We start from the raw sequence: 16576 nt of genomic DNA on the forward strand, positions 1-16576 counted from the left end.
GGCAGGCGGGAGAAGGCAGACCATGAGCGAGGCGACGACGGCGCTGGGTGTGTTCGACATCCAGAGGATCATGGCCAGCATTCCTCACCGCTATCCGTTCCTGCTGGTCGATCGCGTCGTCGAGATCGACGGCGACAATTCGGGCGTCGGCATCAAGAACGTGACGGCCAACGAACCGCAGTTCACCGGCCATTTCCCGGAGCGCCCGGTGTTCCCCGGCGTGCTGATGATCGAGGCGATGGCCCAGACCGCCGGCGTCCTGGTGGTGAATGCCCGCGAGCCCGGCGCAGAGCAGGTAAAGACCGTCCTCTTCACCACGATCGACAAGGCGAAGTTCCGCAAGCCCGTCACGCCGGGCGATCAGCTGCGCTTCCACCTCACCAAGCTCGCCCGCAAGCGCAACATCTGGTTCTACAGGGGCGAGGCGCGCGTCGACGGCGCGCTCGTCGCCGAGGCCGAGATTTCGGCAATGGTCATTTGAGCGCAGTGTCGGTTCAGGATCAGGGCAGCGTCGCGATGAGCGTCTCCATCCATCCCATGTCGCTCGTCGATCCCAAGGCGCAACTCGGCGCGGGCGTGCGGATCGGGCCGTTCTGCGAGGTCGGCCCGGATGTCGTGCTCGGCGAAGGCGTCGAGCTCGTCAGCCATGCCGTGGTCGCCGGGCGCACCACGATCGGCGCGCGCACGCGGATCTTCCCCTTCGCCTCGATCGGTCACCCGCCGCAGGACCTGAAATATCGCGGCGAGCCCTCGACGCTCTCGGTCGGCGAGGATTGCATCATCCGCGAGGGCGTGACGATGAATCCCGGCACCGCGGGCGGCGGCATGGCCACCGTCGTCGGCAACCGCTGCGCCTTCCTTGCCAATTCGCATGTCGGGCACGATGCCCGGATCGGCGACAACGTCGTCTTCTCCAACAATGCGATGTGCGCCGGCCATGTCAGGGTCGGCAATTTCGTCATCGTCGGCGGCGGAGCGGGCCTCCTGCAGTTCGTCCGGGTCGGCGATCATTCCTTCATCGGCGGCGGGGCCGGCGTCATCAGCGACGTCATCCCCTTCGGCATGGTGCGCGACAACCCGGCGCATCTGGCCGGGCTCAATCTCGTCGGGTTGAAGCGGCGCGGCTTCAGCCGCGAGCAGATCAACGAGCTGCGCCGGGCCTATCGGCTGCTCTTCGCCGATGAAGGCACGCTGGCCGAGCGCGTCGAGGACGTCGCGACCGAATTCGCGACGCATCCGCTGATCGACGAGATCCTGAACTTCATCAGGGAAGGCGGCGACAAGGCGCTCTGCATACCGCGGGACGCCGCCGCGACGGAGCGGTGAGCGCCGATCCGCGGCCAACGACGCGCGGCCCGCTGGCGCTGATCGCAGGCGGCGGCGACTATCCGCTCCAACTCGCACGCAGCCTGACCGGGAGCGGCGAGCGGCCCTATATCGCAGCGCTCGAAGGCGCGACCGATCCGGCAGCATTCGGCGCGGAGGCGGATGTCGCGACCTATCGCCTCGGCCAGCTCGGCGGCCTGCTGGACGAGCTGCGCCGGCGCGGCATCGCCGACATCGTCATGCTCGGCGCTTTGCCGCGGCCGAGCTTCGGCGCGCTGCGGCCGGAGGTCTCGACGCTAAAATACCTGCCGCATTTCGCCAAGGCGTTTCAGGGCGGGGACGATCATCTGCTGCGCGGGGTCGTCCGCTTCTTCGAGACGCAGGGCTTTCGCGTCCACGGCCCGGCCGAGATCGCGCCCGGCATGGCCGCGCCGCAAGGCGCGCTCGGCCGCCGGCAGGCATCGCCGGAGCAGCGCGCCGCGCTTGAGCGCGGCTTTTCGCTGCTCGACGCGCTGTCGCCCTTCGATGTCGGGCAGGCGGCGATCCTGGCCGATCACCGCGTCGTCGCGATCGAGGCCGCCGAAGGCACCGATGCGATGATCCGGCGGGTGGCTGATCTCGTCGCGCGCGGGCGCCTCAAGATCGGCAAGGGCGACGGCTTCCTCGTCAAGAGCCCGAAGGCGGGACAGGATCTGCGCGTCGACATGCCGGCGATCGGGCCCGATACCCTGCGCAACATCGCCGAGGCCGGGCTTTCCGGCATCGGCCTGCGCGCAGGCGCCGTGCTGGTCGGCGATCGGGCGACGCTCGGCCAACAGGCGGACGCGCTTCGCCTCTTCGTCGAAGGCTTCCCCTGATGCGCCCCTTCCGCCTGGCCGTCATCGCCGGCGAGGCGTCGGGCGATGCGCTGGCGCTCAGCTTCCTCGCCGCTTTGCGCGAACGGCTGGGCGACCGCCCGGTCGAACTCAGCGGCGTGGGCGACCACGGCCTGCCGGAAGCGGGGCTCGAGCCCCTCTTTCCGCAGGCCGATATCGCGGTGATGGGCTTTGGCCCGGTGATCGCGCGCCTGCCGCTGCTGCTCAGGCGGATCGAGGATGCGGCTGCCGGAATCGCGGCCTTCGCGCCCGATCTGCTGCTCACGATCGACAGCCCGGATTTCTGCCTGCGCGTCGCGAAGAAGGTGAGGGCGCGGGCGCCTGCCATTCCGATCGTGCACTGGGTCTGCCCGAGCGTCTGGGCCTGGCGCTCCGGCCGGGCGCGGCGGATGGCGCCGCATGTCGACCGCATCCTCGCCCTGCTGCCCTTCGAGCCCGCCGCGCTCGCGAGGCTTCACGGCCCCGAGACCGTCTATGTCGGCCATCCGCTGATGGAACGGCTCGCCGAAATGCGCCCGGATGTGGAGGAGCAGCGCTGCCGCGACGACGCGACGCAGCCGCTGGTGCTGGTCCTTCCCGGCAGCCGGCGCTCGGAGATCCACCACCTGATGCCGGTCTTCGGCGAGACGGTGGCGAAGGTCGCGGCCGCGGTGCCGCGCGCGCGCTTCGTCCTGCCGGCGGTTCAGCGGCTCCGGCCGATGATCGCGGAGGCCGTGGCGCGCTGGCCCGTCGCGCCGGAGATCGTGACGGGCGAGGCTGCGAAGCTTGCGGCCTTTCGCGGGGCGCGGGCGGCGCTGGCTGCCTCCGGCACCGTGACGCTGGAGCTTGCCCTGTCGCAGGTCCCCACCGTCGCGGCCTATCGCGGCGCCGGCTGGGAAGCCTTCCTGGCGCGCCGCCTCGTCAAGCTGCCGAGCGTGATCCTGCCGAACCTGATCCTCGGCCGGAGCATCGTCCCGGAGTTCATCCAGGAGGCGGCGACGGCCGGGGCGCTGAGCCGGCATCTCCTCGCCGCGATGGCCGAGGGCGGCGAGCGGCGCGAACAGCTTGCCGGCTTCGCCGAAGTCGAGACGATCATGCGCTCCGCCGGGCCAAGTCCCGCTGCGAATGCGGTCGCGGCGGCGCTGGCGATCCTGCCGGACGGGCAGGGGCGCTGACGGACCGCGCTTCCGGTCGGAAACAGCACCAGCTTCCTTCAGCCATGAAAAAAGGCGCGGGGCTTTCGCCTCGCGCCTTCCGGATGAGCGATGAAGCGCCTTCAGCGGCGGCCGATCGGGCTGTAGTCGCGCCGCGGCGAGCCGGTGTAGAGCTGGCGCGGGCGGCCGATCTTCTGGGACGGATCCCCAATCATCTCCTTCCACTGCGCGATCCAGCCGACCGTGCGGGCGACGGCGAAGAGCACGGTGAACATCGAGGTGGGGAAGCCCATCGCCTTGAGCGTGATGCCCGAATAGAAATCGATGTTCGGATAGAGCTTCTTCTCGATGAAATACTCGTCCGAGAGCGCGATGCGCTCGAGCTCGATGGCGACGTCGAGCAGCGGGTCGTCCTTGACCCCGAGTTCGTTCAGCACCTCATGCGTGGTCTGCTGCATGATCTTGGCGCGCGGATCGTAGTTCTTGTAGACCCGGTGGCCGAAGCCCATCAGGCGGAACGGATCGTCCTTGTCCTTGGCCTTGGCGATGTATTTCGGGATGTTCTCGACCGAGCCGATCTCCTCGAGCATCTTGAGCGCCGCCTCGTTGGCGCCGCCATGGGCCGGGCCCCACAGGCAGGCCGTGCCGGCCGCGATGCAGGCGAAGGGGTTGGCGCCCGACGAGCCGGCAAGCCGCACCGTCGAGGTCGAGGCGTTCTGCTCGTGGTCGGCGTGCAGGATGAAGATGCGGTCGAGCGCGCGCGACAGCACCGCATTGACCTTGTACTCCTCGGCCGGCACCGCAAAGCACATGCGCAGGAAGTTCGAGGTGTAGTCGAGCGAGTTCAGCGGATACACGAAGGGCTGGCCGATCGAGTATTTATAGGCCATCGCGGCCAGCGTCGGCACCTTCGCGATCATCCGCATCGAGGCGACCATGCGCTGGTGCGGGTCCGAGATGTCGGTCGAGTCGTGGTAGAAGGCCGCCATCGCGCCGATCGAGGCGACCATCACCGCCATCGGGTGCGCATCGCGGCGGAAGCCCTGGAAGAAACGGGCCATCTGCTCGTGCACCATGGTGTGGCGCGTGATGCGGTAGTCGAAATCGGCCTTCTGCGCGGCCGTCGGCAGGCTGCCTTCGAGCAGCAGATAGCAGGTCTCGAGGAAGTCGCCATGCTCGGCGAGCTGCTCGATCGGGTAGCCGCGATAGAGCAGCACGCCCTCGTCGCCGTCGATATAGGTGATCTGCGACTCGCAGCTCGCCGTCGAGGTGAAGCCGGGATCGTAGGTGAACATGCCGGTCTGGGCATAGAGCTTGGCGATGTCGATGACGGCGGGGCCGACCGTCCCCTCCTTGATCGCCATGTCGACGGTCTTGTCGCCGACCTGGAGCTGGCTGATGTTTCCGCTCATCGATACCGATCCTTTCAAGGCTCGCTGCCGTTCAGCCCCGGTTTCGCCTCCGGGCGCTTCCGCGCCTGGCATCCCTCATTCGAAAAGGAACAAGGAAGGCGGACCATGTGACTGATTTACAAGCAATATCTACGCCCGGCCGCGCTGCCGCGCCACGAGGCACCTCGCGTCACTAGACCATTTGCGCAGGGCATTCAACCGAGCCGAAAGGCGGTTGGAGCCGCGCTGCGCTCATGGCTGCGCGGCTATCGGCGCCGCCTCAGGCCGCCTGGTCGGCCAGCCGCGCCAGCGTCTCCTCGCGGCCGAGCACGGCCATGACGTCGAACAGGCCCGGCGACATCGCCCGGCCGGTCAGCGCGGCGCGCAGCGGCTGGGCCGCCTGGCCGAGCTTGAGCCCGCTTTCCTCGACATAGGCGCGCACCGCAGCCTCCAGCGGCGCCGGCGCCCAGTCACCGAGGCCGGCGAGCTTCTCCGCGATCTGCGGCAGCCGCTGCCGCGCGGCCGCGTCGAGCAGGCCGGCCGCCTTCTCGTCGAGCTTCAGCGGCCGCCGGGCATGGAGATAGAAGGCGGAGTCGAGGAGCTCGACCAGCGTCTTGGCGCGCTCCTTGAGCCCGGGCATGGCGGCGAGGAACTTCGCCTCCAGCTCCGGCGGGAGCGTCGAGCCGAGGCCGCGCGCCGGCCCGATCTCCGGCAGGATGACCTTGAGCGCGTCGAGCAGTTCGGCATCGCCCGACTGGCGCATATAGAGCCCGTTGAGGTTCTCCAGCTTGGCGTAGTCGAAGCGCGCCGGCGAGCGGCCGATCGCGGAGAGGCCGAAGGCGTCGATCATCTCCTGCGTCGAGAAGACCTCCTGGTCGCCATGGCTCCACCCCAGCCGCACCAGATAGTTGCGCAGCGCCGCCGGCAGATAGCCCATCGAGCGATAGGCATCGATGCCGAGCGCGCCGTGGCGCTTCGAGAGCTTGGCGCCGTCCGGCCCGTGGATCAGCGGGATATGCGACATGCTCGGCACGTCCCAGCCGAGCGCCTGGTAGATCTGCGTCTGGCGGGCGGCGTTGGTCAGGTGGTCGTCGCCGCGGATGACGTGAGTGACGCCCATGTCGTGATCGTCGACCACCACCGCCAGCATATAGGTCGGCGTGCCGTCCGAGCGCAGCAGCACGAGGTCGTCGAGGTTCTCGTTCTGCCAGACGACGCGGCCCTGCACCTCGTCGTTCACCACCGTCTCCCCGGTCTGTGGCGCCTTCAGGCGGATCACGGGCTTCGCGCCGGCCGGCGCCGTCGCCGGGTCGCGGTCGCGCCAGCGCCCGTCATAGCGCAGCGGCTTGCCCTCGGCGCGGGCCTTCTCGCGCATCTCCTCGAGTTCGGCCGGGGTCGCGTAGCAGAGATAGGCCTTGCCGGCGGCGAGCATCTCCTCGGCGACCTCGCGATGCCGGCCGGCGCGCTGGAACTGGTAGACTGTCTCACCGTCCCAATCGAGGCCGAGCCATTTCAGCCCGTCGAGGATCGCGGCGATCGCCGCATCGGTCGAGCGTTCCCGGTCGGTGTCCTCGATGCGCAGCAGCATCTTGCCGCCCTGCCGGCGGGCATAGAGCCAGTTGAACAGCGCCGTCCGGGCCCCGCCGATATGCAGGAAGCCGGTGGGCGAGGGCGCAAAGCGCGTGACGACGGCGTTGCTCATGCGAGAAAACTCCGGCCGGGCGGCGGGACCGCCCGGGGGCGAAACGGGAAGGGCGCAGATCGTGGCATGACAATCGGCGCGCGCCCTGTAACATGGCTTGGCCGGAAAGGTTAAGCGGTCAAATCGCAGGGCCGGCAGGGGAGGAGCGGGCGATGGAGCCGGCGCCGCCGGGGGATGGGCCGGGACGAGGCCGGCGCGGCGCGCAGGTCCGTGCCTGGCCGGCCCGCCTGGGCGCCACACGCCCGCTTGCGGTGCGCCTCGATCCCCTGTTCGGACGGCTCTGGCTGCATCTGCGGCAAGGCTTCGCGCTGGAGGCCGAGCGGCGCCGGCCTTTCCTCTGGCTGCCCGTCGCGATGGGCGCCGGCATCTTGCTCTATTTCGCGGCGGACCGGGAGCCCGCCCTGTGGGCGCCGCTCGCCGGCCTTATGCTCAGCGGTGCGCTCGCCTTCGCGCTGCGCCTGCGCCGTTACGCCGCGATGGCCTGTCTCGCCGCGGCGGCGGCTTTCACGGGCTTCGCCGCCGGGGTCTGGCGCACCGCCGATGTCGCCGCGCCGATGCTGGAGCGGGCGCGCATCGGCAAGCTCTCCGGCTTCGTCGAGAGCGTCGAAACCCGCGATGGCGGCGGGGCGCGGCTCGTGCTGCTGGTCACGGATATCGCCGGGGTGCCTGCGGGCGAGCGGCCGAAGCGGGTCCGTGTCAACATCCGGGCGGGTTCCGTGGCGCCGGGCGACCACATCCTCGCCACGGCGCGGCTTCTGCCCCCGCCGGGACCGGCCAGGGCCGGCGGCTATGATTTCGGCCGCGATGCCTTCTTCCGCGGGATCGGCGCCGTCGGCAGCGTCTCCGGCAAGATCGCGCTCGCGCCGCCGCCTCATCCCCCGCCGACGCGCCTGACCGTCGACGCGACGATCGACCGCGCCCGCAACGCCCTGACGCGGCGCATCGCCGAGGTCGCGGGCGGACAGGGCGGGGCGGTCGCCGCCGCGCTCGTCACCGGCAAGCGCGGCCTGATCACCGAGGCGACCAACAACGATCTGCGCGCCGCCGGCATCTACCACATCGTCTCGATCTCCGGGCTGCACATGGTGCTCGCCGCCGGGACGATCTTCGCGCTGGTGCGCGCGCTCCTCGCCCTGTCGCAGACCGCGGCGCTGCGCTGGCCGGTGAAGAAGCTCGCGGCGCTGGCGGCCATGCTCGGCGCGACCGGCTATTGCATCTTCTCCGGCGGCGACGTCGCGACCGAGCGCTCGCTGATCATGACGCTGGTGATGCTGGGCGCGATCCTGGTCGACCGTACGGCGCTCAGCATGCGCAACCTCGCGATCGCCGCCATGATCGTGCTGCTGCGCGAGCCCGACGCGCTGCTGGGACCGAGCTTCCAGATGTCCTTCGGCGCGGTCGCGGCGCTGATCGCCTTCGCCGAGCGCTGGGAGGGGCGCGAGCGCACGAATCCGCCGCCGGCGCTGCCCTGGCCGCTTGGGCCGATCGCGACGGCGGCGCTCGGCATCGTCGTCACCACCTTGCTGGCGACCGCCGCCACCGCACCCTTCGGCGCCTATCATTTCCAGACCTTCAACCCCTTCGGCCTGCTCGGCAACGCCATGGCGCTGCCCTTCGTCTCGCTTTTCGTGATGCCGGCGGCGGTGTTCGGCGTGCTCGCCTACCCGTTCGGGCTGGACTGGCCGGCCTGGGCGCTGATGGGGCTCGCCTCCGACGCGGTGCTCAGCGTGGCGCATTGGGTCGCGACCATCGACCATTCCACGGTGACGGTCGCGGCGTTCGGTCCGGCGGTGCTGGGCTGCTTCGCGCTGGCGCTTTTGTGGCTGACGCTCTGGACGACCGCCTGGCGCTGGCTTGCGGTGTTGCCACTGGTCTTCGGCGTCGCGATAGCCGGCAAGCCGGAGCGGCCCGAGATCCTGATCGAGCGCGACGGCGCGGGGCTGGCGGTGCGTGGGCCCGACGGGCGCCTCGCCATCGCCGGCAAGCCCAGCCGCTTCGTCCTCCAGCAATGGCTCGCCGCCGATGGCGACGCCCGCTCGCCCGACGATCCCTCGCTCAGGGCCGGCATCGCCTGCGACAGGCTGGCCTGCATCGCCCGGACGGCAGACCGGCGCACGGTCTCCTATGCGCGCGACCGGCTGGCGATCGTCGAGGATTGCCAGCGGGCCGACCTCGTCGTCACCGCCACCCCCTGGAGTGGGGCCTGCAAGGCGCAGCTGATCGAGCGGATGACGCTCTCGCGCGGCGGCGCGACCTCGCTCTACCGCGCATCCAAGGGCTGGAGCAGCCATGCCGCGGAACGCTCCGGCGCCGAAAGGCCCTGGAGCCGCGGCAAGCCGGCGCCTGCGGCCCCGCCGGCTGCAGCCCCTCGGCCATCGGCCGATGCCGCCGATGGCGATCCGGACCCCTTGTAGGCGTTGCCGATCAAGCCGGGGGCCGTCGCCCAGCCCCGATGGCGACCGATCGCCTTCAGTAACGCCGCATCAGGTTGACCAGCCGCCCCTGGATCTTGACCCGGTCGGGGGCGAGCGTGCGGGTTTCGTAGGCCGGGTTCGCCGCTTCGAGCGCGATCGCGGAGCCGCGCTTGCGCAGCCGCTTCAGCGTCGCCTCCTCGTCGTCGATCAGCGCCACGATGATGTCGCCGGTATCGGCCGTGTCCTGCCTGCGGATGATGACGGTATCGCCGTCGAGGATGCCGGCCTCGACCATCGAATCGCCGCGCACCTCCAGCGCGTAATGCTCGCCGGAGCCCAGCATGTCGGGCGGCAGCGAAACGGTGTGGCTGCGGCTCTGGATCGCCGAGATCGGCGTGCCGGCGGCGATGCGGCCCATGACGGGGATGGCGACGGCGCGCCGGCCGTCCTCCTCCGCCGCTGCCGCGGGGCGCGGCCTGGCGGAAGCCGGCTCAGCGCCTCGGCCGCCCTGGACCACGGCCGGGCTGAAGCGCTGCCGCGGCTGCGGTGCGCCGAGCCCTTCCGGCGTCTTGATGACCTCGAGCGCGCGCGCCCGGTTCGGCAGGCGGCGGATGAAGCCGCGCTCCTCCAGCGCCATGATCAGCCGGTGGATGCCGGATTTCGAGCGCAGGTCGAGCGCGTCCTTCATCTCGTCGAAGGAGGGCGGCACGCCGCTCTCGCGCAAGCGTTCCTGGATGAAGCGCAGGAGTTCGTGTTGCTTGCGTGTCAGCATGGTCCCCGCCGGCCCCTGGAAGAGATTCGAAACAAAGCACGAACACCATACGCGTTCTGCTTGTGTTCCGCAAGCAGCTACCGTAGCGGCAGGATGCGGCAGGGGTCGCCCTGCTTCGCCGGAGGGGCATAGGCCGGGCGGATCGTCAGCGCCTGCGCCCGCGCCAGCGTGCCGAGCATCGAGGAATCCTGCCGGCCGAAGGGCGTCGCGACCCAGCCTTCCGGCGTCAGCGAAAGCTCCGAGCGCAGGTAATCCTCGCGCGCGTCGTTGCCCGGCAGGTCGCGGCCGAGCAAAGCGGGGATGCTGCGGTCGCGGCCGGCGTCAGTGATGCCGAGCAGCGCCTCGATCAGCGGCAGCACGAAGAGATGGCCGCAGACGATCGAGGAGACCGGGTTGCCGGGCAGGCCGACCACCACCATCGGACCGAGGCGCCCGGTCATCATCGGCTTGCCCGGCCGCATCGCGATCTTCCAGAAGCCGAGCGCCATGCCCGCCCGCGTCAGCGCCTCGTGCACGAGGTCGTGCGCGCCGACCGAGGCGCCGCCGAGCGTGATCAGCACATCGGCCTCGGCTGCCCGCGCCTGCGCGATCTTCGCGGCGAGGTCGGCATGGTCGTCGCGGGCGATGCCGAGATCGAGCACGCTGCCGCCGGCCTTCTCGACCAGCGCGGCGAGCGCGAACGAGTTCGAGGCGACGATCTGGTCGCGCCCCACCGGCTCGCCCGGCGCCACCAGCTCGTCGCCGGTGGCGAGGATCGCGACGCTGGGCTTGCGCCGGACGGCCAGGGCCGGGTGCCCCATCGCGGCGGCGAGCCCGAGCGCCGCGCCGTCGAGCACGCGCCCGGCCGGCAGCAGGACGTCGCCCTTGTGGAAATCGAGCCCCGCAGCGCGCAGGAACTGGCCCTTCGCGGGCGGCACGCGCACGCGGATCGCCGGGCTGCCGACGCCGTCCGCATCTTCCTGGATCAGGATCGTGTCGGCGCCCTGCGGCATCGGCGCGCCGGTGAAGATGCGCACCGCCTCACCCGGCCCGACCGCACCCTCGAAAGCCCGGCCGGCGGCCGATTCGCCGATCACGGCGAGCGCAACGCCTTGCGCCATCTCGTCGCCGCGCACGGCATAGCCGTCCATGGCGGAATTGGCGAAGGGCGGATGGGTCCTCAGCGCCTCGACCTCGGTGGCGAGCACCCGCCAGGCGCATTGGGAGAGTGGCAGGGTCTCCGCTCCCATCGGCCCCGGGATGCTCTCGAGCAGCGCCTTGCGCGCGACGGGGACCGGGGTGAGCGCCATCAGGACTCTTTCGCCTCGTAATCGCCGGACTGGCCGCCGGATTTGCGCAGCAGGCGGATAGCCTCGATCCGCATCGCCCGGTCGACGGCCTTGACCATGTCGTAGACGGTGAGACAGGCGACGGAGACGGCGGTCAGCGCCTCCATCTCGACGCCGGTCTGGCCCTTCATCCTGACTTCGGCGCGCACGCGCACGCCCGGCAGCGCCTCGTCGATGGTGAGATCGACGGCAATCTTGCTCAGCAGCAGCGGGTGGCAGAGCGGGATCAGCTCATGCGTGCGCTTCGCCGCCATGATGCCGGCTAGCCGGGCGGTGCCGAGCACGTCGCCCTTCCTGGCGTTGCCGTCGCGCACGATCGCGATGGTTTCCGGCGCCATCACGACGTTGCCTTCGGCGATGGCGAGACGCACCGTCTCGGCCTTGCCGCCGACATCGACCATATGCGCCTCACCCTGGGCGTCGAGATGGCTGAGCCTGCTCACGCCGCGTCGGCCTTGCCGGCGAGCAGGTCCCGCGTCGCGGCGGTCACGTCGGCTTGCCGCATCAGGCTCTCGCCGACGAGAAAGCTGTTCACGCCCGCCCGGTTGAGCCGGGCGATGTCGGCATGGCTGAAGATGCCGCTTTCGCTAATGACGATCCGGCCGGCGGGCACGCGCGGCGCCAGCCGTTCCGTCACCGCGAGATCGACGTTGAAGCTGCGCAGGTCGCGGTTGTTGATGCCGATGAGCCTGCTTTCCAGCTTCAGCGCCCGGTCGAGCTCGGCGTCGTCATGCACCTCGACCAGCACGTCCATGCCGAGCCCGCGCGCGGTCTCGTTCAGCGCCTTGGCGGTGGCGTCGTCGACGCCGGCCATGATGATCAGGATGCAATCGGCGCCCCAGGCGCGGGCCTCATGGACCTGATAGGGCTCGTAGAGGAAATCCTTGCGCAGCGCCGGCAGGCCGGCGGCCTCGCGCGCCTGCGTCAGGAACTCCGGCCTGCCCTGAAAGGAGGGCGCGTCGGTCAGCACGGAAAGACAGGCCGCGCCGCCGGCCGCATAGGCACGCGCGAGCGTGGGCGGGTCGAAATCGGCCCGGATCAGGCCCCTGGACGGGCTCGCCTTCTTGATCTCGGCGATCAGGGCGGGCGTGCCTTGCGCGAGCTTGGCCCCGAGCGCATCGGCGAAGCCGCGCGGTTGGCCTGCGGCGCGCGCGCGCTTTTCGATCTCGGCCTGCGGGACGGCGGCCTTGGCGGCGGCGATCTCCTGTCGCTTATAGGCTTCGATTCTGGCGAGGATGTCGGTCATGCCGGCGCTCACGCGTTCGAGGCTTCGACGAGCGCGGCGAGGGTCGCCTTCGCCCGGCCTGAATCGATCGCGGCGCTCGCCAGGGCGAAGCCCTCTTTCAGGTCCTTCGCCTTGCCGGCGACGAGGAGGGCGGCGGCGGCATTGAAGGCGGCGATGTCGCGGAAGGCGGTCTTCTCCCCGGCGAGCACGGCGTTGAGCGCCGCCGCGTTCTCTTCGGGCGTGCCGCCGCGCAGGTCTTCGGGCTTCGCCGGCTGAAGGCCGACATCGGCGGGGCTGATCGAGAAGCGGGTGATCTCGCCGTTCTCCAGCGAGACGACGCGGGTCGGCCCGGTGGTGGTGATCTCGTCGAGCCCGTCGGAGCCGTGCACCGCCCAGACGCTGGTCGAGCCGAGGGAGGCGAGCACCTTGACCATCGGCTCCAGCCAGGTCTCGGAGAAGGCGCCGATGAGCTGGCGCTTCGCCCCGGCCGGGTTGGAGAGCGGCCCGAGCAGGTTGAAGATCGTGCGCGTGCCGAGCTCGGTGCGCACCGGCGCGACATGGCGCATCGAGGCATGATGCGTCGGCGCGAACATGAAGCCGACGCCGGCTTGCCGGATGCAGCGCTCGGTCGCGGCCGGATCGAGCCCGACCTTGACGCCAAGCGCCATCAGCACGTCGGCGGCGCCCGAGCGCGAGGAGGCGGCGCGGTTGCCGTGCTTGGCGACCGGCACGCCGCAGGCGGCGGTGATGATCGCGGCCAGCGTGGAGACATTGTAGGAGCCGGAGGAATCGCCGCCGGTGCCGACGATGTCCATCGCCTCGGGCGGGGCCTTCACGGGAAGCATCTTGCCGCGCATGGCCCCGACGGCGCCGGCGATCTCCTCGATCGTCTCGCCGCGCACGCGCAGCGCCATCAGGAAGGCGGCCGACTGCGCATTGGTGACCTCGCCGGAGAGGATCGTGTCGAAGGCGTCGCGCGCTTCCTCACGCGAGAGCGTCGCGCCGGTCGCGACCTTGGCGATGAAGGGTTTGAAATCGTCCATGGCAACTCTGCGGGATCAGGCTGAAAGGGGCTGGGCGGAGGCTTCGCGTTCGCGCGGCCATCGCGCCGCCAGGTCGAGGAAGTTTTGCAGGATCGTCGCGCCGTGCTCGGAGGCGATGCTCTCCGGATGGAACTGGACGCCGTGGACCGGCAAGTGCCGGTGCGAGAGCGCCATGATCAGGCCGTCCTCGGTCTCCGCCTCGATCTCGAGCACGGCCGGGCAGGAGGCGCGCTCGACCACGAGCGAGTGGTAGCGCGTCGCCTGCAACGGCCCGTTGATGCCGCGGAACAGGCCGCGCGCCTTGTGGCGGACGGCCGAGATCTTGCCGTGCATCGGCTCCGGCGCGCGCACCACCTCCCCGCCGAAGGCCTGCCCCATCGCCTGCATGCCGAGGCAGACGCCGAAGATCGGCTTCACGCCCGCGCCCTGCCTGATGAGGTCGAGGCAGATTCCCGCCTCGTTCGGGGTGCAGGGGCCGGGCGAGAGCACGATCGCGTCATGCTCGCCGCCGAGCGCCTCCGCGACCGTCAGCGCGTCGTTGCGCCAGACATCGACCTTGGCCCCCAGCCCGCCGACGAGGTGGACCAGGTTCCAGGTGAAGCTGTCGTAGTTGTCGATCAACAGAACGCGCATGGCCGGACCCGTGACTGCGGCTTGAGGTCATGCACGCTCGGGGGCGGGATGGTCAAGTTTCGTGGCAGCAGGTCCGATTTGCTCACCCCCGCGCGCTGCGCGGCATCCCGGCGGTGCGCGGCTGGGCCAGTCCCGGCGCGGTCTCGACGCCGAGGCTCGGCAGCGCCAGCGTGCGCTGGCCGCGGAAATCGACATGGACCACGATCAGCCCGCGCTCCTCGATATAGCCGATGAGGCGCCGCGCCCGGCTCGGCGAATGGCTGCCATAGACCCGTGCGAGCTCGGCATCGCCGGGGCAGGGCCGGCCCTCGATCGCGGTGCGGGCGATGTAGAGGAAGAGCCCCTGCAGATCCTCCGGCAGCGTGGCGGAGGCCGCCACCGCCGCCCGCCAGCCCTCGCTTTCCGCGATGGCGTCGCTGACGCCGGCGCGCGCCACGGCGAGCCTGCGGCGGAACTCCTCCAGGCTCAGATCGACCCGGCCGAGCCGGCGCATCCGGCAGCGCACGGTGAAATCCTGGTAGAGCACCGCGACCTGCCGCGAGCGCGCCTCGGGATCGGCCATCAGCTCGCGCAGGACCGCGACCATGATCGCCTCGCGCTCGGCCGGCTCCAGCGCGATTTCGGGTTCGGGCTCCGGCAGCGGGGCAGGGCGGTAGCTCTCGATCCGGCGCAGCACGTCGCCCGGCTCCGGCCGCGGGCGCGCTGCCGGGCGAGCGGAGCGGGCCATTGGCGCCGGCTCGTCCTCGCCCGGCGTGAAGATCAGCTTGCCGGCCTCCTCCGGCGCCTGCTCGGGCAGCGGCATCAGCCCCGGCGCGCCGCCGCGATCGACCGAGGAGGCCGGGCCGATCCGAAGAGGCAGCGGCCGCTTCGAAAGGGCGGGGCCGAGCGCGACGAACTCGCCGCGCGCGAGGTCGCGGAACATCTCGGCCTGGCGCCGGTCCATGCCGAGCAGGTCGGCGGCACGGGCCATGTCGATGTCGAGGAAGGTGCGGCCCATCAGGAAGTTGGAGGCTTCCGCCGCGACATTCTTGGCGAGCTTGGCGAGGCGCTGTGTCGCGATCACCCCGGCGAGCCCGCGCTTGCGGCCGCGGCACATCAGGTTGGTCATGGCGCCGAGCGAGAGCCGGCGCGCCTCGTCGGAGGCTTCGCCCGCCATGACGGGGGCGAAGAGCTGCGCCTCGTCGACGACGATCAGCATCGGAAACCAGAGCGAGCGGTCGACGTCGAAGAGCCCGCCGAGGAAGGCGGCGGCGGCGCGCAGCTGCTCGTCGGCCTCGAGGTTTTCGAGGTTCAGCACCACCGAGACGCGATGCTGGCGCACGCGCAGCGCGACGCGCTGCAATTCCGCCTCGCCGCATGTGGCATCGACCACGACATGGCCGAACTCATCGGAAAGCGAGACGAAATCGCCCTCCGGATCGATGATCGCCTGCTGCACGAGCGGCGCGCTCTGCTCCAGCAGGCGGCGCAGCAGATGCGACTTGCCGGAGCCGGAATTGCCCTGCACCAGGAGGCGCGTCGCCAGCAATTCGGCGAGATCGATCAGGCCGGGCTCGCCGGTCTTCGTCGTTCCGATCTCGATGGCCGTGGTCATGCTTGCGGTGGCTGTGTCGTGCTGGCGTATGCGGGTGCGGGGGGCGCTTCTAGCACGGCCATGCCTTCGCCGGGCGCGGGGAGGCCCCGCCTTCCACAGGCAATCGCCGTCAGGCGAGCGCCGGCCCCTGGCGCCTGACGACGGCGATGTCGGCGGGCGAGCTGACCTCGATATCGACGATCGCGATGTCCGGCCGGCCGACCGCCGGGTCTTCGCGCGCGCCCCGCTGCACGAAGACGAGGCTCGCCAGCGCCGGATGGCTGGCGAGCCGCGAATGCGCCAGCGCCGGCTCCATCGCGCCCGGCAGGACGAGATGGACGCTGCGCCCGCCCTCGATGCAGGCCTGCAGGTCGCCGAGGCTGAACAGGCCGAGCGGCAGAAGCTCGAGTCCGGCGAGCATCGCCATGGCCGGCCCGCTCGCCAGCGCGGCGAGATCGCCGCCGATGAGCGTCGTCACGATGCGCGACGAGACCGCCGGCTTCAGCGCCCGCGAGATGTCGAGCGCCTTGCCGAGCAGCTCCCGTTCCGACAGCGTGAACGGCCCCTGCAGCGAGACGCCCTCAGTGACCTGCAAGGCCGGCCGCTGCGTGACCGGCGGCAGGGGCTGCAACGCCGGATTCGTCATCAGCATGTCGAGCGGCGCGACGCCGTCCGGGATATCCGGCCCGAAGCCGCCGACGAAGCGCGTGCCGAAGGTCCGCATCGCGAGGTTGCGCAGCGTCATGAGCGGCCGCTGCGACCCGACCCGGCTGACGCCCAGCGCCATCACCGCGCCCGACGCCTCGATCAGCTTGAGCAGCTCGAGCTCGTTGGCGTGCAGCGGCAGCATCAGCGGCGAAAGCCCGGCGCGCAAGGCCGCCATCATCGAGACGATCGCCTCGGGCCCCAGCGGCGCCAGGATCGCGACGCTCGCGCCCGGCTGCCCCTTGTTGAGCGCTAGCAGCCGCGAAAGCCGCTCGATGCGCTGGTCGAGGTCGAGGAAGCTGATCGAGCCCGGAACGGCGTCGCTCCAGCCGCGCCGGCCCGGCGGGTCGCGCAGCGCCGCCTCGTAGCCGCGGCTGCGCGTCAGCGCCGTAAGCAGGGTGTCGAGATCGAGCCCGTCGAGCAAGGCGGAGGCGTCGTCCTGTTCTGCCCGCATCG

Annotated in this window: 15 protein-coding genes; 5 read left to right on the plus strand and 10 right to left on the minus strand. The window is 70.8% G+C overall.

Annotated features, from left to right (window positions below):
- Nucleotides 1-22: 22 nt before the first annotated feature.
- The 4 genes from fabZ to lpxB are packed head-to-tail and all read left to right on the plus strand — an operon-like array spanning nt 23 to nt 3355.
- Nucleotides 23-481 carry a 3-hydroxyacyl-ACP dehydratase FabZ gene (gene fabZ / locus M9917_RS19875; RefSeq protein ID WP_297256631.1) on the plus strand — a complete coding sequence of 153 codons (459 nt, stop codon included), beginning with the start codon at nt 23-25 and terminating at the stop codon, nt 479-481.
- A gap of 35 nt (nt 482-516) precedes the next feature.
- Nucleotides 517-1326: an acyl-ACP--UDP-N-acetylglucosamine O-acyltransferase gene (lpxA, locus tag M9917_RS19880; RefSeq protein ID WP_297256633.1), complete on the plus strand. Its 810-nt coding sequence runs from the start codon at nt 517-519 to the stop codon at nt 1324-1326.
- The gene (locus tag M9917_RS19885) at nt 1323-2183 is read left to right on the plus strand and encodes an LpxI family protein (protein ID WP_297256635.1); all 861 of its coding nucleotides are present in this window, start codon (nt 1323-1325) and stop codon (nt 2181-2183) included. The genes lpxA and M9917_RS19885 overlap by 4 nt, the downstream gene beginning before the upstream one ends.
- Nucleotides 2183-3355, plus strand: a complete 1173-nt coding sequence (lpxB, locus tag M9917_RS19890) for a lipid-A-disaccharide synthase (RefSeq protein ID WP_297256637.1) — start codon at nt 2183-2185, stop codon at nt 3353-3355. Before M9917_RS19885 ends, lpxB begins: the two co-directional genes overlap by 1 nt.
- A gap of 101 nt (nt 3356-3456) precedes the next feature.
- On the opposite strand, the gene gltA is transcribed toward lpxB, so the two are convergent.
- Nucleotides 3457-4746, minus strand: coding sequence for a citrate synthase (gltA, locus tag M9917_RS19895; protein WP_297256638.1), 1290 nt, complete (start codon nt 4744-4746; stop codon nt 3457-3459).
- A gap of 259 nt (nt 4747-5005) precedes the next feature.
- Nucleotides 5006-6427: a glutamate--tRNA ligase gene (gene gltX / locus M9917_RS19900; RefSeq protein ID WP_297256640.1), complete on the minus strand. Its 1422-nt coding sequence runs from the start codon at nt 6425-6427 to the stop codon at nt 5006-5008.
- Between the two features lie 152 nt (nt 6428-6579).
- Here gltX and M9917_RS19905 point away from each other — a divergent pair, with 152 nt between their 5' ends.
- Nucleotides 6580-8841: a ComEC/Rec2 family competence protein gene (locus tag M9917_RS19905; protein ID WP_297256641.1), complete on the plus strand. Its 2262-nt coding sequence runs from the start codon at nt 6580-6582 to the stop codon at nt 8839-8841.
- Between the two features lie 55 nt (nt 8842-8896).
- Here the strand turns inward: M9917_RS19905 and lexA are convergent, their stop codons facing one another.
- The 8 genes from lexA to M9917_RS19945 form a co-directional block, all read right to left on the minus strand.
- A complete protein-coding gene (lexA, locus tag M9917_RS19910; protein ID WP_297256643.1) occupies nt 8897-9613 on the minus strand; it encodes a transcriptional repressor LexA in 717 nt (238 codons plus the stop codon).
- Between the two features lie 77 nt (nt 9614-9690).
- Nucleotides 9691-10902, minus strand: coding sequence for a molybdopterin molybdotransferase MoeA (locus M9917_RS19915; RefSeq protein ID WP_297256645.1), 1212 nt, complete (start codon nt 10900-10902; stop codon nt 9691-9693).
- Nucleotides 10902-11384, minus strand: coding sequence for a cyclic pyranopterin monophosphate synthase MoaC (gene moaC / locus M9917_RS19920; RefSeq protein WP_297256647.1), 483 nt, complete (start codon nt 11382-11384; stop codon nt 10902-10904). The genes M9917_RS19915 and moaC overlap by 1 nt, the downstream gene beginning before the upstream one ends.
- Entirely contained in the window at nt 11381-12187 is an 807-nt protein-coding gene (gene trpC, locus M9917_RS19925) for an indole-3-glycerol phosphate synthase TrpC (RefSeq protein ID WP_297256649.1), read from the minus strand. Before trpC ends, moaC begins: the two co-directional genes overlap by 4 nt.
- A gap of 8 nt (nt 12188-12195) precedes the next feature.
- Nucleotides 12196-13209, minus strand: a complete 1014-nt coding sequence (gene trpD / locus M9917_RS19930) for an anthranilate phosphoribosyltransferase (protein WP_297256650.1) — start codon at nt 13207-13209, stop codon at nt 12196-12198.
- A gap of 15 nt (nt 13210-13224) precedes the next feature.
- A complete protein-coding gene (locus M9917_RS19935; RefSeq protein WP_297256652.1) occupies nt 13225-13842 on the minus strand; it encodes an anthranilate synthase component II in 618 nt (205 codons plus the stop codon).
- A gap of 82 nt (nt 13843-13924) precedes the next feature.
- Nucleotides 13925-15436: a helicase HerA domain-containing protein gene (locus M9917_RS19940; protein WP_297256653.1), complete on the minus strand. Its 1512-nt coding sequence runs from the start codon at nt 15434-15436 to the stop codon at nt 13925-13927.
- A 109-nt stretch (nt 15437-15545) separates the two neighbouring features.
- Nucleotides 15546-16574: an AMP-binding protein gene (locus M9917_RS19945; protein WP_297256655.1), complete on the minus strand. Its 1029-nt coding sequence runs from the start codon at nt 16572-16574 to the stop codon at nt 15546-15548.
- Between the last annotated feature and the right edge of the window lie 2 nt (nt 16575-16576).

It is taken from the genome of Bosea sp. (in: a-proteobacteria) (assembly GCF_023953965.1).
Classification (GTDB): domain Bacteria; phylum Pseudomonadota; class Alphaproteobacteria; order Rhizobiales; family Beijerinckiaceae; genus Allobosea.